The sequence below is a fragment of the Geobacillus sp. PK12 genome, assembly GCF_004123125.1.
GTDB lineage: Bacteria > Bacillota > Bacilli > Bacillales > Anoxybacillaceae > Geobacillus > Geobacillus zalihae.
Genome location: NZ_SDKL01000020.1, coordinates 1 through 16,874, shown reverse-complemented (window position 1 = coordinate 16,874; position 16,874 = coordinate 1). Strand labels below are relative to the sequence as shown.

Below are 16,874 nucleotides of genomic sequence, written 5' to 3'. Positions count from 1 at the left end.
GCCATTTGCTTTATTTTTTTGTATGATCGATCTTGTAAATCGTAATGATTACGATATAATAAATGCGGACATCTTGATTCCAGAAAGGAGTTCAACATGAGAGCAACGTCCATCATTTTGTCTTTCCTTTTGGCGACGAGCGCCTTGCTATACGGCTGTCAATCGAAGCCAGAAACAAAAGAGGGCCAAACATCGAACGATCAGCTAACGATTTATACAACCGTCTATCCGCTTGAAGACTTTACGAAAAAAATCGGCGGCGACGCCGTGAACGTCAAAAGCGTTTACCCGCCGGGAGTGGAAGCCCATACGTTCGAACCGACAACCAAAACCGTGCAGCAGATTGCCGATGCGGACGCCTTCATTTACATTGGCCACGGGATGGAACCGTTCGCCGAAAAACTGCAGGAAACATTACAAAATGAGCACGTCCGATTTCTCGTTGCTACAAACGGCATCGAATTGCTTGAATCGAACCATGAACAGGAGCATGCGCATGGCGAAGGGCACAAAGACGAACACGGAGAGGGACATGAGAAAGAACATGGCCATGAACACGGAGACAAAGATCCTCACGTATGGCTTGACCCCATCCGCTCCATTGCGATCGCCAAGAACATCCGCGATTTGCTGATTGAACTGAAACCTGAAAAAAAAGACCTGTTTATGCAAAACTTTGAAACGTTAAAGATGAAACTCGAGCGCCTTGACGGGCAATTCCGTTCAACAGTGGAGAAAGCTCCTAGAAAAGAGATACTCGTTTCCCATCAAGCCTACGGATATTGGGAAGACCGCTACGGAATCAAACAGCTGAGCGTTTCCGGGCTTTCTCCGAGCAACGAACCATCGCAAAAAGAGCTGACTCAGCTCATCCAGACAGCCAAACAGCATCACATCCGCTATGTCATTTTCGAACAAAATGTTCATCCCAAAACGGCGGAAGTGATTCAGAACGAAATCGGCGCCAAGCCGCTCCGTCTGCATAACTTGGAATCGCTGACCGATGAAGATCGAAAAGCCCACAAAGATTACTTTTCCCTTATGGCCGAGAATCTCCGCGTGCTGCAAAAAGCCCTTCATTGAAATACAACCGCCTGCCTCTTTCGATTGAGGCAGGCGGTTTCGTTTCCTTTTCCCCATCCGGATACATTCCGGGCGCTGTTTGCCTCCTACATCGTGGGCTTTCTCATTTTGTTTCCCGGCTTCGTCTATTTCTGGCGTTTGTTTATGCACGATAAGCGCTATGTACGGCCAAAATAACAAGGAAAAAGGTGTCCCCAACACGCGTGGGACACCTTCCTTTATGACGGTGCTATCTTCTGCCCTGCAGAAAGAAAAGCCCCCTTTTCCTCACCCATCACTCTCACTATTGCAGCGAGCGGACATAGGCCGCAATGGCCGCAATTTCTCCCGGCGTCAATGTTTGCACTTCTTTCGTCCGATGGCGCCGGATTGCTTCCTCGATCGTTTTCGCGCTGCCGTCATGCAAATACGGGGCTGTCGCCCATACGCCGCGCAGCGTCGGCGTATCCCACTGCTTGGGCGTCCGCGGGTTTGTGAACCGGGCGCGGGCGTCGCCTTTGGAGGCGCGGTCCTTCGGATTGGCCGTGCCGATGTCGTGCAAGTAGGCGGTATTGGCAGTCGTCAATTTCCCGTCCGGCCCGACCGCCTTGACGCTGTCGGTGAAATACTCGCCCCCATGGCAGCTTAAGCAATTCCCTTTCCCGTTAAACAGGCGCTCCCCTTCCTTCGCTTCCGCCGTCAAGCTGCCGTCGCGGTTCCGGTACGGGCTTTTCGGCACGGGGAACGAGCGCGGGTCGTTCAAGTAGGCGAGAATGGCGTCAAACATATGCTGGACGTTCGGCGGCAGCGGCTTGGACGGGTCGATCGCCGTCATGCCGCCCATCTCGCCTTGCACGGTATGAATGTAGTCGGTAAAATCGTCGCGCGACCCATCCCACATAAACAGCCCGGTTTTCGTCGCCAAAATATTGCTCGGCACGTTGCGCGGCCCTTTCGCCGTCATGAGCGTCAAGCCGTTGATGTCGCCGTCGCTATGGCACGAAGCGCAGCTCATCCAATTGTTCCCTGTGATGTTGATGGCAAACTCGTCGCTGTTGGCGCTGTAAAAGATCGTTTTTCCTTCACGCACGAGCGGGGAGAGCGAATCTTTCGCAATGAGGCGGATCGTGCCATCTTCCTGCTTCGCTTTCGCATATGGGCTTTTTCCTCCGGTTTTGATCACGGCCAAATCATGGCTCATGGCGTTGTGGACGTAAAGCGTCTTCCCATCCGGCGAAATCGCGATCCCGCGCGGATTGTTGCCGTGGATGCGGCGCAAAATTTGCGTCGCCTTGCCGCCGCGTCGCAAGTCAAAGACGACGAGGTCCTCGCTTCCAGACATGACCGCGTACGCTTTGCCGCCGTCCGGGGAAAACGCCACATCGTACGGATTGGAGACGATGATCGTCTCGTTATGAACATCCGTGACATTGATCGCGGCAAACAGCTCTTTCCGCTCGTCCGGCAACTCAACGTCTTTCGTTGCATCAATGACCGAGATGGCCGGAAAGACCGTTTCCTCAAATTGGATCGGCGTATCGATGTTCGTCAATAAGTGCGGAATATACGCTTTTTTGCCGTCCGAGGCGATGACGATTTGCTCAAGCGTGTTCGGAACGCCTTGGCTCTTTTTTCGATCGGCTTTGTCCGGCGACGGGGCGAGGGCGATTTCCTTGACCGCCCGCCGTTTCTTTGTGTCAATCACGGTGACTTTGGCCGCCAAATATTGCGTCACGTACAGCTTCCTTCCGTCCGCTGTCAGCGCCAGCGCCCGCGGCCGATCGCCCGCTTGGATGTCTTTCGTCCGCTTCCCGCTCTCGGCGTCAAACACCGAGACCGTGCCCGAGCGGTAGTTGGCGACATATACTTCCGCCCCATCCGGACTGGTGACGATGCCGAACGGCTCGATCCCCGTTTTCCAACGGTCGACGACTTTCCGCTTGTCAAGCGACACGACGTCCACTTCATCATCGTACATGCAGGAAACATACAGTGTCCGTCCATCCGGGCTGAGCGCCAGCTGGCGCGGTTCGCGGCCGACGGGAATTTCCGCTTCCTTCGTTTTCGTTTTCGCGTTGATGATTGTCACTGTATCCACATCGATGTTGGCGGTGTAGACATAGCGCCCGTCGCTGCTTACGGCGATGTTGTCGCCGTGCGCCGGGGCATGTCTGACCACTTTCGGCTGCTCATGCCATGCCTTTTCGTCCTGACAGCCGGCCAACAGCGTGGCGATCGCCGCGGCGAACCACCATTTTCGCATTTCAATATTCCCCCGTTTTTTCACGAAAATGATAACCATCCTCAATTTTACAAAGAAAAGCGGCGAATCTCAATCGTATTCGCCGCTTTCTTTCTGTTATTTGTTGGCGGATCCAACGTTGACCTTGACCGTCCGCAACACCGGCGCCACGCCGTATGGGCCGCCGGCCGCCTGCACTTGCGGGACATGGTCATGATCGGTGTTGCCCAATTTTTTCCCTTTGATGTAGACATCTCCCGTATCCCAAAACTCGCTTGCCTGCATCCCTTCCTGAAGCGTCGGGCCGTCGACGATTCGGTCGTAAAAGTCGACGTAGCGGGAGATGATCGTTTCGCGGTCAAGGGATTTCGCCGTCTCATCCGCTTGGTCGTTGTTCAAGTTTTGCAAGGCCACGCGGAACACCCCCGACAACGCGCCGGCGAGCCACGGGGTGTACTTGTCCTCTTTTTCTCCCGTATGGTACACGTGCCATTTTTGATCCCAAAAATGTTTGTTCATTGCCTCATAAACACGGCGCGCCGCATCGCGGTATGCTTCGTCTTTCGTCGCCAAAAATGCCGCCGTCAGCCCGCGGATCGCGCCAAGCTGGGCAAGAAGCGTCGGCTCGTCTTGATCCGGCCCTTGGCCGATCGTATAGCCGTTTTCGACAAGTCCGTCTTTTCGCATCAAGTTGTGCATGATAAAATCCGCTTGCCGGCGGATGAGCTCGAGCGCCCGCTTTCCTTCCGGCGTGCCGAGCCCTTTGGCGCTCTCTCCGCTCGCATAGCCGACCGGCATCCCGTCAATCGCCCGTTCGAAGATGCGGAGCGCTTCCATTGTATAGCCGGCTTGGAACGTATCGACCCGATTTCCTTGCGTTCGCCCGTCATGTTCGGTCACAAACGCGCCCGCTTTTTCATTGAAATGCATGGCATCGATGTTGCGAAACACTTGCAGCAGCACGTCGCGGTTGACGGAATACGGGTCGTCGGCCACGCGGTCGTTCGCCGTCGTCGCGTCAAGGTTTTCCTTTGGCGCGCTTGGGAACGGTTTTCCGTCAAACACGGCCAAAAACGCGGGGTTTTGGTTTTTGTTTTCCGGCCGCTGGTCGGTCATGCCGAAAAACTCCGCCGCCGGCCATAGCATGAGCCATTGGTCCTCAAGCAAGCTGCGGGGATCTTTGACGACCAACTTCGCCGCATCCGGCGCCAGCTCGCTTCCCCCTTCAGCCACTTCCACCGCGTGCGGCAAATAGACAAATCCCCCGCTTGGGTTGTAGCGGCTGCCGGCTGCCTTCGTCAACGCCTGTTGCTTCGCATCATAAAATAAATGGTCACGGATAAAAGCCAGCTTGTTCCATATTTGTTCCGTCAAAATCATCCCTTGCATCCCGTCGGCGGAGCTGACGCCAAGAGCGATGTTCCCGCTTTGATCGTCGTTTGGCGTTTTCGCCTCCACCTCTTCATCGCTGTCTTTTTGATGAAAATTCCCCAAAAAGTCGCCGGCCCAAAGCGCTTGCTTCAAAAAGACGCCGCCGTAAGCCGATGGCGTGAGCACTTTGTCCATTTTTCCGCGATCCCAGCGAAGCGATTGGAAATCGACTTGATAGACGGGAACATATGTACCGTCATCATTTTCCGCATACACGCCCGTGTCAACCTTTTGTGCATAATGCGGATCGCCGCCGGCGTACTCGATGAAGGTTGGGAACATGTTGCGGAAAAGTTCCTCGCGCGGATAGCCGACGCTGTCCGCAAGCTCATAAAAACGGTCGGCGAGCGCCTGATCGGCTGGCTGATGCCGCTGTTCGGCCCGCTGCTTCGCGATCGGGCCGTTGATGAGATGAAGCCCCAGCCCTGACTTTTCCGTCACTTCGTACATCGCCTCTTCGGAATACTCGTATGACTCGATGCCAGCCGTATAGTCGAATTTCGTCGGTTTATCAGGTTTTCTCGCGTCAAGGGTGTCCAAATCAAGCCCGAGCCCTTCAGCGAGCGGTTCGCCCGAAAGTTCAAATTCCGAGTAGGCAAACATATTGCCGGCCGTATCAAAATGATCGTCCGCCACCGGCACGTGCAGGCGCGGCGCTTCCGATGAACGGCCGTTCTCTTTCTCCCCGACGGCGGAACAGCCGGACGCCAAAAGCAGCGAGGCCGCCGCCGACGTGGCCATGACTTTCCAAGGCATGCGTTTCATGGCTTGCTCCTCCATTTTTAAAATAACGATTTTCATTCTCACTAACGTTTATTATACGCCGTCCCTTCCTCTTTGTTCAAGCCAAAATTGATTCGACAACGCTTTGCCTATAAAACGGCGCTTTTCATGCCTGTGGTCCTTCCATTCAAGCCGAAAGCCACTCAACGCGGCGTCCGCCCGTCCATAAAAAGCAGCATTCCAGTTCGTTCGGGCAACATCCGATCGCGTCCCTGCATAAGGACGACGCCGTTTCTTTGCATCGCCGAATGGCTTCCTCTTCCTCGCACCACAGCAGCACACGAACCCGGTCGCGGTAAACGATGTACAACGCTCGATCCGCCTCTTCCCCCAATCCGCCGTCCGCCAACAATAGCGGCTTGCACGCCGCCTCTTCCATCGAACCAAAAAACTGCAGCAAATGATCCGTCACCTTGGCCAACACTAGTGCATAATGCAACGGCGTCGGAAACATCGACAAAGGAAGGAGCGAACGGTGCTGATCAATCAGCCGGAGCAAGCAAAGCGGAGACCGCAGCGAAGGCGCGGTGTCGCAATACGCTTGAATGACGCGGCGAAGAAACCGGCGCAGCGCACACGGCCAGACATCCAACGTCTCGTGATGGATAGGCACCATGGCTCGCCTCCTGTTTGTTCATGCATGTTTTTCCAGCTGCTCCAACACGGCGTTGATCGAGCTCCATGACCGTTTCGCAAAATAAATAGGCTTGTCTTTGCTTTTCGCCTTCTCTTTCACTTTCTTCGCCAAATTATGGTTCACGTAATCGATCATGACCAATATGGCGTCGACATGCTCCGGAATGTCGCGTTTCACCATATTCACTTTTCGTCCATTGAGATGAATGATTTCCCGGAATCCGGAACGCTCCAATTTATCGGTAATATGGCCTAAATGATCCGCTCCAACGACAAGAAGCGATGCCATCATAAAATCCTCCTTTGTTCTCTTCTTTTTTCTCTTTTATTTTAATTGAGAATGATTTTCTGTGTCAATTAAAATAAGAAAGATTTTCATCTATTTTTAGGCCATGATGTCCTCTTCAACAGCGGCACGAGGCAAACACCATTTCTGCACGAAGCCCTTCTTTCCATTTGGGACAGCGTGAAGCAACGGGCGCAACGGAAGCTGTCGATTGCCCCTGCCTCCGTTGATCCCAAGCGGGAGTCTTCTCGGTTAGAGATGGATAAAATGCCTGCAAATGCGTCAAACTATAGATGCGGGCGATTTCATCACGACAAGGGGGATGACCATGGCGAAAGATGTTCTTTGCGAAGTGCGCAACTGTCGTTATTGGGCAGAAGGGAATCGCTGCAGCGCTGAAGCCATTTACGTGGTCAGCCATGCCGGAAACATGGCGTCTGATTCCACGGAAACAGACTGCAAAACGTTTGTTCCGGCCCATGAAGCATAATGCGAGACCAACGAGGCGCTGCCCGGCCGACCGGGCGGCGCTTGCATCGTTCGAGGGGGATGACGATGGACAAACGCGCCAGCCTCATTCAAGCGCTGCAAACGGAAATGAAGCGGGCCGCTTTAGGAACATACCCAGCTTGCATCGACTCCTTCGCCCGTTTGTGGGATTATGAGTTCGGTTCGTTTGATCAGCTCCCACCTGAGATTGAACGGCTCGTCGCCCATCGGGCCGCTGAACTCGGGTGGATGGATGACGTTTGAGGGCCGTCCATTTCGAAACCAACGCCAGATGGAGTAAAAAACATCGTTGGATGGCCATCCCTATGTTTCCATCTGCGCGATGGAAATCGGCCGTGCAAGGGATGACGTTTGACTGCCGTCCTCCAACAGGGGACAAAGCGGATGGATGAAGCTGGATCGCAGCGGTCTAAAAGCAAGGGCTTCGATTCGGCGAACGCCATGCCTCCCGGTCGGAACGCCGCAGGAATGGCAGCGGCAAAAAGGCAGGAAACTCGGCCTAGGCGAGTTCCTGCCTTTTCTGCTTCCGAACAGATGTTTCTACTCCTATCAAAATGTTTGTTCTGTTTTTGGAATGAGCCTTTTCAGTTCGCGGCGCAGCAGTTTTTGCGCGGCGTTGCGCGGCAGTTCGTCGACGAAGTAAATGCGGGCCGGCACTTTATATTTCGCCAGCCGCTCGCGGCAAAACGCGCGAAGGGCCGCTTCGTCTGGCGACGCTCCGCGTTTCAGGCGGACGAACGCATACGGCACTTGCCCCCACGTTTCATCCTCGACGCCCGTCACCCCGGCTTCTTCCACATCGGGATGCGACAGCAGCACCGCCTCCACCTCAGCGGGATAGACGTTTTCGCCGCCGGAAATGATCAAGTCAGAACGGCGGTCAAGGACGTACAAAAATCCCTCTTCATCAATATAGCCGATATCGCCGGTAAAAAACCAGCCGCCGCGGATCGCTTGCGCCGTCGCTTCCGGGCGATGCAAGTATCCTTTTGTCACATTCGGCCCTTTGACGACAATTTCTCCCGCTTCATGCGGCGCAGCCGGCTTTTCGTCTTTTAGGATGCAAAGCTCCGCCGGAAAAAGCGGCTTGCCGGCCGAACCGAGCTTCGTCAAACTGTATTCCGGCGCGAGCGTTGCGATTTGCGACGCCGTTTCCGTCATCCCGTACGTCTGGTACACCGGAATGCCTTTTTCTTTGCACGCCTCAAGCAGCGGGCGCGGCGCCGGCCCGCCCCCTAGCAGCATGCAGCGGAACGTATCGGGGTAGCGCGCTTCCCCGAGCTCCGATATCATCCGCTGAAGCATGGCAGCCACGACCGACATGATCGTCACGTCGCCGCGCATGATCCATTCGTTCGCTTCCTTCGGGTCGAATGACGTTTGCAGCCGCATCGGCATGCCGTAAATGACGCTGCGCATGGCGATCGACAGGCCGCTGATATGAAACAGCGGCACGGCGGCCAGCCAGCAGTCGCGCTCATGCAACCCTAAATTGAGCGCCGAACCGACGGCGCTCCACCAATGATTGCCGTACGTTTGCAAGACGCCTTTCGGAGTGCCGGTCGTCCCGGACGTATACATGATCGTGGCGGTTTCCTCCAAATCGCATGTTTCCTTGAAGGAAACGTCCGCTTCGGGCAACGCGGCCAACGCACCGACGGTCAGAACGCGCCCGTCGCCGTCAAGACTCCCGGCCAGCTCCTCATCGGCGATGACAAGCCGCGCGCCGCTGTCATCCAGCTGCCAGCCAAGCTCATAGGACGTCAGGCGCACGTTTTGCAGCAGGACGCGGGCGCCGAGAAAAAACAACGCATGGATGATCTCGATCATCTCGATGCGATTTTTCATCAGCAAGGCGACAATATCTCCTTCCTTGACGCCCGCCCGCGCGAGGCGCCGCGCCCAGACGGCAGCCGCTTCATACAGCTCGGCAAACGTTTTGGTCCGCCGCCCGTCGCTCACGGCGATTCGCTCCGGGGTTAAAAACGCCCGCTGCTTCAGCCAGTTTGGCATCGTTGTCATCTAGCGTTCCTCCTTTCTTGCCGCTCTCGCCCATCGGCCATCATTCCTCGCTTTGAAAAAGCGGCAAAAAGCAGCTTGATTCTTCATCAAGCTGCTTTATTCCCATCACGGAAAGCGCGGGAATTGGCTGAAGTCCGGCTTCCGTTTTTCTTTGAACGCCCGCATGCCTTCCTTCGCCTCTTCGGTCGTGTAGAAGAGAAGCGTCGCGTCGCCGGCGAGCTGTTGGATGCCGGCCAAGCCATCGGAGTCGGCGTTGAACGCCGCTTTTAAGAAGCGAATGGCCGTCGGGCTTTTCTCCAAAATTTCCTGCGCCCATTTGACCGTTTCTTCTTCAAGCTGCTCAAGCGGCACGACTTTGTTGACCAGCCCCATTTCGAGCGCTTCTTGCGCCGTGTACTGACGGCATAAATACCAAATTTCCCGCGCCTTTTTATGGCCGACGATGCGGGCCAAATAGCCGGCGCCATAGCCGCCGTCAAAGCTTCCCACTTTCGGCCCGGTTTGGCCGAAGATGGCGTTGTCCGCGGCGATCGTCAAATCGCAGACGACATGAAGCACATGCCCGCCGCCAATGGCGTAGCCGGCGACCATCGCAATAACCGGCTTCGGAATGACGCGGATGAGCCGTTGCAAATCAAGCACATTGAGGCGCGGAATTTCATCCTCGCCGACATAGCCGCCATGGCCGCGCACTTTTTGGTCCCCGCCCGAGCAAAACGCCTTGCCGCCGGCGCCGGTCAAAATGATGACGCCGATATTCGAATCATCGCGCGCTTTCGTAAACGCATCGATCATCTCGTTCACCGTTTTCGGCCGAAACGCGTTATGTACTTCCGGACGGTTGATCGTAATTTTGGCGATGCCGTTGTACGTTTCGTAAATAATATCCTCATAGTCGTACTGCTTCACCCATTCAAACGGCATTTACACTTCCCCCTTTGTCATGAATTCACTTACTATTTTAGCAAAAATGCCGGGCTGTTCCACGTGAATTGCATGTCCGGCTTCTTTTACACAGATAAGTTCGCTGTTGGGCAGCCGCTCGTGCATTTGGGCAGCGATGCGGCAAAACTTCTCATCGTGCTCCCCGCAAACAAGGAGCACAGGCATGGCAAGTTCGCCAAGCCGCTCCCAAAACGACGGCTGCACGCCGGTCCCCATCCCGCGCAAACTGTTGGCAAGCCCCGTTGCCGTATGACGGAGCCGCTCGCGGCGAATCGCCGCCCGCACCGAATCCGGAAGCGCCTGCTGAGTGGCAAACAGCGGGATTTTTTCCCAATCATCGACAAAAGCACGGACGCCTTCCGTTTCGATCTTTCGCGCCAACGCCTCATCCGCTTCCCGCCGCGCGCGCCGCTCCTCCTCTGTCTTCAAGCCGGGCGAACTGCTTTCCAGCACTAAGCGGCGAACGCGGTGCGGATGCCAAACGGCGAACGCCAACGCGAGCCGGCCGCCCATCGAGTAGCCGAGCACGTTCACTTGTTCGACGCCCCATTCGTCAAGGAGCGCCGCCAAGTCAGCCGCCGCGTGTTCGATCCGATACCGTCGGGCGTCCTTTGGCGCCTCGGTCCGCCCATGGCCCAACAAGTCGACGGCCATCACACGGAAGTCCGGCCAAAACGGGGCGAGCGGCCGCCACGTGTCCGCGCTGCCCGTAAACCCGTGAAGCAACAGAAGCGGCTCTCCTTCTCCGTATTGTTCCGCATGGTAACAAACCCCATTCACCATCATGGTCATGCCAATCCTCTTCATTCGAGACATTTCGCGATTTCCCGGGCAACCTCGTTCCACAACAATCGATGCATTCGGACATTTTCCGCGCGCGACGTGCGCACTTCAATGACATGAAGCCCGCCTGACGACAGCGATTCCGATACATGGCGGCGGAACTCCGCCCAATTGTGCGGCACCGTATGGCGGCCGCCGTACATCTCGACGGCGTGGGCAAACGACAAATCCGTCGGCGTGCCAAACAGCGTTTCAAACGCCCCTTTATGGCGCGCCTGCGGCAAAAACGAGAAAATGCCGCCGCCGTTGTTGTTCAACAACACAATGGTAGCTGACAACGAATGCATCTTCGCCGCCAACAAGCCATTTAAATCGTGGTAAAACGACAAGTCGCCGATCACCAGCACAAGCGGGTTCGCGGCAACGCTTGCGCCCAAGGCGCTCGAGACGACTCCGTCAATGCCGTTGGCGCCGCGGTTGGCCAAAACGCGAAGCGGCTTGTCCGTCGCAAAGAGAAACGTATCCGCATCGCGAATCGGCATGCTGTTGCCGACAAACAGCGCCGCCCCGGCTGGAAGCAAATCGGCAAGCTCCGTGAACACGTTCCCTTCAAACCATTCTTCTTTCGGCAGATGGCGCTCAAGCGCCGCGCGGGCGATCGCGTTCATCTCGCGCCATATCGCCGACCACGCGCTTTTGTTTTCTTTCGGTTTCGCCCATTCAAGAAGCTGGCGGCAAAGAATCCATTCATCACTCTGAACGAAGCTGTCCGCGGACAACGTCGGATCACGCCAGCCGCCGTCGTCGACAACAATTTGACGAATCGCGCGATGGCGCTTGAGCCATAAAAAGAGCGGCTTCGACACCGGCATGGCGCCGAACCGAAGCACCACATCCGGAACAAGCTTGGAAGCGGCGGTTTCCTCCCGCAATATGGCGTCATAGCTGTCCAGCACGTACGTTTTGTCATGCGTACCGGCGCGCAACTGGGAAAGCGGATCGGCCAAAATCGGAAAATCAAGCGCCCGCGCCAACTCGGTGACCGCCTCGGCAAACCCAGGGCGATCGAGCGGCCCGCAGACGATCAACCCGCGTTCCGCCGCCGATAGCTGCTCATACAGCGCCGATACGCTCTCTTGCGGCAGCGCTGGGCGGCCGCGCCATACTTGCGGCGCTCTCGAAACGGACCGCACCCGCTCCCAAACCGCCTCATCGATATGCGGGACAAGCGGCTCGCGAAACGGCGCGTTCACATGCACAGGCCCGCACGGTGCACCGGCGGCCGTTTGGACGGCTCTTGCCGCCATCGTCCGCGCGTATCGCAGCATATCATCCGCCTCTTCCGGCAGCGCCAAGTCCACAAACCACTTGGCGTAGCGTCCGTATAAGTGCAGCTGATCAATCGCCTGCGGCGCCCCGACATCGCGCAGTTCATGCGGCCGGTCGGCCGTCAGCACCACGAGCGGCACGCGCGAATAGTATGCCTCGACAACCGCGGGCCCATAGTTGGCCGCCGCCGTTCCGGACGTGCATACGAGCGCGACCGGACGCTGCTTCGCTTTCGCCAAGCCGAGGGCGAAAAACGCGGCCGACCGCTCATCGATATTCATATATAGTCGAAGGCCAGGGTGGGCCGCCATCGCCATCGCAAGCGGCGTCGAGCGCGAACCGGGGCTGATCACCGCCTCCGCCACCCCGGCCTGCGCCAATCCGTCCACCAATGCCGCTACATAAACAGACAAGGCATCAGCCATCGTTCATCACTCCCAACGCCGATAACATCGGAGCCATTTTCACATTTGTCTCTTCATATTCGCTGTTTGGGTCGGAATCGGCGACAATGCCGCAGCCGGCAAATAGCATGGCTTCCTTCCCGGCGAGCAAGGCGGAGCGAATGGCGACCGCCCATTCCCCATTGCCTTCGCCATCCACCCAGCCGATCGGCGCTGCATACCATCCGCGGTCAAGCGGCTCAAGGGCGCGGATCACCTCCAGCGCCCGATCGCGCGGCGTTCCGCCGAGCGCGGGTGTCGGATGCATCATTTCCACTAAGCGGAGCACCGAGCGCTCGCGGCAGCCACGGCCGACAACCGGAGTGCATAAATGCTGGATGTGCGGCAGCTTGAGCAGCTGCGGCGCGGGCGGCATCTCGACCGTCTCGCAGACGGAAGAAAACAAGCGACCGATCATTTGCACAACAAACTGATGTTCTTCGTTGTTTTTTCGATCTGCCCGCAGCCAAGCGCCAAGCCGCTCGTCTTCCTCCATAGCGGCCCCGCGGCGCACCGATCCGGCGAGGCAAACCGACCGGCACATTTTCCCTTCTTTTTGGACAAGCTGCTCAGGGGAAGCCCCGATAAAACAGCGGCCGTCCTGTTCAAACGCAAAAATGTAAGCAAACGGCTGCTGCTCGCGAAGCCGCTGGAGTACGGCCGCGGCATCCAACGTTTTGGCAAACGCCAGGCGCCGAGCGCGGGCGAGCACCACCTTGTCCAACGCCCCCGCCCGAATCGAGGCGATCGCTTCGCGAACAGCCGCCAACCATCGTTCTTTCTCTTCTTCTTCGTCTGACACAAGGCGCGGAAGCCGCTTTGGAGCGGCCATAGGGTCGCTGATCCGCTCAAGCAAGCGCCCGACCCGCTCCCAGTCCCGTCCTCTTTTGTCCGTTGGGACGGTGACGGTCAACGTCGTTTTGCCGTTTCTTACGGCAAGAAGCGCGGCCGGCGCCACGAGCTTCCCGGCCGGAAAGCCGCGCCACATGTCGGTGCCCGGCCGATAGGGGTCAAACGAAAATCCGCCAAACAATAACGGCGGCGCATCGGCCGCGCCGTATGGCTCCATCTCCTTCTCCCATCGGCGCCGGCCCGCTTCCACGTCATCAAACCGGCTGTCGGCCTTCTCCGTTTCGATCGCATAAACGGAGCCGAGGCCGACCAATATCGTGCCTCCGGTTCGATCCGCCCAAAAAAACCGTTCGCGGAAGCCGCATGACGGCCCTTGCATAAAAAAAGAAACCGGATCAACGCCCTCCCACGGTTCCGTCCAGCTGACAAACGGCCGCCCTGCATTCACCGCCAATCTATGCAATTGTTGCTGCAGGTGATGTCGAAATCCAATCGCCACGTTCCTCACGCTTTCTGTCGTAAAATTCCCCCTCCATCCCCACTTCCCATTATAATATAATAGGAAATCATTTATCTATCGGGAAGGGTTGACATGCTTTCAACGTTTGCCTACACTTATTTTGGACATAAACGAATGACATTTTCACAGAATCTAAGGGGAATGAATATGCAATCATTCACACATATGGACCATCGCCCGCCGGCGCGCCGCGACTGGCGCGTCTTTTGGCGGCTGACGCGCCCGCATACGCTGACGGCGGCATTTGTGCCCGTATGCGTCGGCACGGTGCTGGCGCTTGGCGAAACATCGATTGATTGGCTGCTGTTTGCCGCGATGATGATCGCCTCTTTGTTGATTCAGGCGGCGACGAACATGTTCAACGAATACTACGATTATCAACGCGGCCTCGATTCACCGGAGTCGGTCGGCATCGGCGGCGCCATCGTCCGAGACGGCCTCAAGCCGAAAACGGTGCTGGCGTTGGCGTTTGGCTGTCTTGGGTTGGCTATGCTCATCGGCGTCTACATTTGCGCCGAAAGCAGTTGGTGGCTCGCCGTTGTCGGAACGATTTGCATGGCGGCCGGTTATTTTTACACCGGAGGGCCGGTTCCGATCGCCTATACGCCGTTTGGCGAACTGGCGGCTGGGTTTTTTATGGGCTTTGTCATCATTTTGATTTCATTTTTCATCCAAACGGGCCATATCAGCGGCGGCGCCGTGCTCACCGCCATTCCGATCGCGATTTTGGTCGGCGCCATTTTGCTGGCGAACAATATTCGCGACTTGGACGGCGATCGTGAAAAAGGGCGAAAGACGCTCGCCATTTTGATTGGCCGCGATTGGGCCATCCGCCTGCTCGCCGCCATGTTCGCCGTTGCCTTTCTTTGGACGGCCGCGCTTGCGGCGTTTCAGATCGTGCCATTTTGGGCGCTGCTCGCTTTATTGAGCATTCCAAAAGCAATCGCCGCGACGCGCGGATTTATCGGCAAAATCAAGCCGATCGAGATGATGCCGGCCATGAAGGCGACGGCGCAAACGAATACACAGTTCGGCTTTTTGCTCGCCGCTGGCTTGCTCATTGCCCATTGGCTGTAACACGGTCAACATGACCGTGTTTTTTTTTTGATTTTCGCCCATACTACACCATATAGACGCTACTGCGAAGGAAGGGATTGCGACTGATGCTGACGAACGAACAGCTTGCCGCCCTCCGCTCAAGACTGCTCGACATGAAACGGGAGACGGAAGACCGGCTGAAGCAAAACGACCATTTCGGCATGATCCGCAGCCACGCCCACGATGCGGTCGGTGAGCTGGCGAGCTACGACAACCATCCGGCCGATGAGGCGACAGAGCTGTATGAGCGGGAAAAAGATCTCGCCCTAAAGGAGCATGCCGAGCGCGAACTTCGCGAGATTGAACGGGCGCTTGGCGCCATCGCCGACGGCACATACGGAACGTGCCGCGTATGCGGCCGGCCGATCCCATACGAACGGCTCGAGGCGCTGCCGACAACACTCTACTGCCGCGAGCACAGCCCGGATCAAACGGTGTCGCAAAAGCGCCCGCTTGAAGAGGGCGTGCTCATGCCGCCGTTTGGCAAATTCGATTTCGATGACCGCACGGAATCGGTCGCTTACGACGCAGAAGATGCATGGCAGGAAGTAGCCCGCTACGGCACATCCGACACCCCTTCCGACCTTGGCAAAAACGTCGATTCCTACAGCGAAGTGTATGCCGAGTCGGAAGAGAACGTCGGCTATATCGAAGACTTGGAAAATTTCGCGGCCGTCGATTTGCATGGCCAACACGTACGTGTGTACCCGACGCGGGAGCATGAGCTGCTGGAAAACATATTGGATGACGAAGGCATCATGTCGAACATCGGCGATTTGCCGGCGTATGAAAAAGACCCGTATACATCGAAAGACAGCTACCGCCGGTACGATGAAAGACCGTCCCAGCAGCATTTTGGGGAAACGACTCCATGAAAAAGGCCATCGGCAAGATGGTCTTTTTTGTGAAACGGGCCAATGCCGTTTTCCGTAGTACAGAGCAGAACGTCATATGATCTGAATGGAGGCGAAATGATGAACGCACATGAGATCGATTACCGGCTGTACGGCGATGACATGCAGTTTGTCGAAATCGAGCTCGACCCATACGAAAGCGTGGTCGCGGAAGCGGGCGGGATGATGATGATGGATGACGGCATCGTCATGGAAACCGTATTTGGCGACGGCTCCTCGTCCGGAAAAGGGCTGCTTGGCCGCCTTGTCGGCGCGGGGAAGCGGCTGCTCACCGGCGAAAGCTTGTTCATGACCGTGTTTACCAACCAAGGAAACGGCAAGCGCCGCGTCGCCTTCGCCGCTCCGTATCCGGGAAAAATCATCCCGGTCGATTTGAGCGAACTTGGCGGGAAGCTCATCTGCCAAAAAGACTCCTTTTTGTGTGCGGCAAAAGGCGTCTCCGTCGGCATTGAGTTTCAGCGCAAACTCGGCGCTGGCTTTTTCGGCGGCGAAGGGTTTATTATGCAAAAGTTGGAAGGTGACGGGCTTGCCTTTTTGCACGCCGGCGGAACGATCCATCGCCGCGACTTGCAGCCCGGGGAAACGCTTCGCATTGACACCGGCTGCCTTGTCGCCATGACGAAAGACGTCAACTACGATATTGAATATGTCGGCAGCATCAAAACCGCCTTCTTCGGCGGCGAAGGATTGTTTTTGGCCACCGTCACCGGCCCCGGGGCGGTGTGGGTGCAGTCGCTTCCGTTCAGCCGGCTCGCTGACCGCGTCCTCGCTGCCGCCCCGAGCGCCGGCGGACGGTCGGTCGGCGAAGGCAGCATCCTCGGCGGCATCGGCGACTGGCTCGACGGCGACGACTAAGCGAGAAAGGGCGCTCCGGCCAAACGGAACGCCCTTTTGCTTTTATGCCTTCTCCCTCGAAATTCCCTAAAAGGACGATGATTGAGTCAACTGCCCCCACTTCGCTAACGCTTGAAGTGGGGGCTTGCAACTCCCCAGAAGTGCGAGCGGACTTCGTCCTCCT

The 16,874-nt window shown here is 56.8% G+C and carries 15 protein-coding genes and 1 pseudogene; 7 read left to right on the top strand and 9 right to left on the bottom strand.

Going from position 1 to position 16,874, the window contains the following annotated elements:
* Nucleotides 1–96: 96 nt before the first annotated feature.
* Nucleotides 97–1,083, top strand: coding sequence for a metal ABC transporter substrate-binding protein (locus tag ETR37_RS08320; protein ID WP_015375669.1), 987 nt, complete (start codon nt 97–99; stop codon nt 1,081–1,083).
* Nucleotides 1,084–1,131: 48 nt separating this feature from the next.
* A pseudogene (locus tag ETR37_RS20795) lies at nt 1,132–1,260 on the top strand (cytochrome d ubiquinol oxidase subunit II); the annotation flags it as partial.
* A 106-nt stretch (nt 1,261–1,366) separates the two neighbouring features.
* On the opposite strand, the gene ETR37_RS08315 reads toward ETR37_RS20795, so the two are convergent.
* The 4 genes from ETR37_RS08315 to ETR37_RS08300 form a co-directional block, all read right to left on the bottom strand.
* Nucleotides 1,367–3,325: a beta-propeller fold lactonase family protein gene (locus tag ETR37_RS08315; protein WP_015375670.1), complete on the bottom strand. Its 1,959-nt coding sequence runs from the start codon at nt 3,323–3,325 to the stop codon at nt 1,367–1,369.
* Between the two features lie 96 nt (nt 3,326–3,421).
* Nucleotides 3,422–5,500, bottom strand: a complete 2,079-nt coding sequence (locus ETR37_RS08310) for a hypothetical protein (RefSeq protein WP_015375671.1) — start codon at nt 5,498–5,500, stop codon at nt 3,422–3,424.
* Nucleotides 5,501–5,645: 145 nt separating this feature from the next.
* The gene (locus tag ETR37_RS08305) at nt 5,646–6,134 is read right to left on the bottom strand and encodes a hypothetical protein (protein WP_015375672.1); all 489 of its coding nucleotides are present in this window, start codon (nt 6,132–6,134) and stop codon (nt 5,646–5,648) included.
* 18 nt (nt 6,135–6,152) lie between these two features.
* Entirely contained in the window at nt 6,153–6,443 is a 291-nt protein-coding gene (locus tag ETR37_RS08300; protein ID WP_013524471.1) for a DUF2325 domain-containing protein, read from the bottom strand.
* 325 nt (nt 6,444–6,768) lie between these two features.
* On the opposite strand from ETR37_RS08300, the gene ETR37_RS08295 reads away from it, so the two are divergent.
* Nucleotides 6,769–6,930, top strand: coding sequence for a DUF1540 domain-containing protein (locus ETR37_RS08295; protein WP_015375674.1), 162 nt, complete (start codon nt 6,769–6,771; stop codon nt 6,928–6,930).
* Nucleotides 6,931–6,995: 65 nt separating this feature from the next.
* On the top strand, nt 6,996–7,193 hold the full coding sequence (locus ETR37_RS08290) for a hypothetical protein (RefSeq protein WP_015731616.1): 198 nt from the start codon (nt 6,996–6,998) through the stop codon (nt 7,191–7,193).
* 306 nt (nt 7,194–7,499) lie between these two features.
* On the opposite strand, the gene ETR37_RS08285 is transcribed toward ETR37_RS08290, so the two are convergent.
* From ETR37_RS08285 to ETR37_RS08265, 5 genes are all read right to left on the bottom strand, one after another.
* Nucleotides 7,500–8,972 (bottom strand): o-succinylbenzoate--CoA ligase, encoded by a 1,473-nt coding sequence (locus ETR37_RS08285; RefSeq protein ID WP_129447141.1) that lies wholly within the window; start codon nt 8,970–8,972, stop codon nt 7,500–7,502.
* A gap of 105 nt (nt 8,973–9,077) precedes the next feature.
* Entirely contained in the window at nt 9,078–9,896 is an 819-nt protein-coding gene (gene menB, locus ETR37_RS08280; protein WP_011232345.1) for a 1,4-dihydroxy-2-naphthoyl-CoA synthase, read from the bottom strand.
* Nucleotides 9,897–10,709, bottom strand: a complete 813-nt coding sequence (menH, locus tag ETR37_RS08275; RefSeq protein WP_033006475.1) for a 2-succinyl-6-hydroxy-2,4-cyclohexadiene-1-carboxylate synthase — start codon at nt 10,707–10,709, stop codon at nt 9,897–9,899. It lies immediately after the preceding gene.
* A gap of 11 nt (nt 10,710–10,720) precedes the next feature.
* Nucleotides 10,721–12,454, bottom strand: coding sequence for a 2-succinyl-5-enolpyruvyl-6-hydroxy-3-cyclohexene-1-carboxylic-acid synthase (gene menD / locus ETR37_RS08270; RefSeq protein WP_015375677.1), 1,734 nt, complete (start codon nt 12,452–12,454; stop codon nt 10,721–10,723).
* The gene (locus ETR37_RS08265) at nt 12,447–13,823 is read right to left on the bottom strand and encodes an isochorismate synthase (RefSeq protein ID WP_033006477.1); all 1,377 of its coding nucleotides are present in this window, start codon (nt 13,821–13,823) and stop codon (nt 12,447–12,449) included. The genes menD and ETR37_RS08265 overlap by 8 nt, the downstream gene beginning before the upstream one ends.
* Before the next feature lie 168 nt (nt 13,824–13,991).
* Between ETR37_RS08265 and ETR37_RS08260 the strand changes: the two genes are divergently transcribed.
* The 3 genes from ETR37_RS08260 to ETR37_RS08250 all read left to right on the top strand — a co-directional run bounded on the left by ETR37_RS08260 (nt 13,992) and on the right by ETR37_RS08250 (nt 16,711).
* Nucleotides 13,992–14,921, top strand: a complete 930-nt coding sequence (locus ETR37_RS08260) for a 1,4-dihydroxy-2-naphthoate polyprenyltransferase (RefSeq protein WP_081133201.1) — start codon at nt 13,992–13,994, stop codon at nt 14,919–14,921.
* Nucleotides 14,922–15,007: 86 nt separating this feature from the next.
* Nucleotides 15,008–15,817, top strand: a complete 810-nt coding sequence (locus tag ETR37_RS08255; protein ID WP_033006922.1) for a yteA family sporulation protein — start codon at nt 15,008–15,010, stop codon at nt 15,815–15,817.
* 99 nt (nt 15,818–15,916) lie between these two features.
* On the top strand, nt 15,917–16,711 hold the full coding sequence (locus ETR37_RS08250; protein WP_033006918.1) for a TIGR00266 family protein: 795 nt from the start codon (nt 15,917–15,919) through the stop codon (nt 16,709–16,711).
* Nucleotides 16,712–16,874 lie beyond the last annotated feature (163 nt).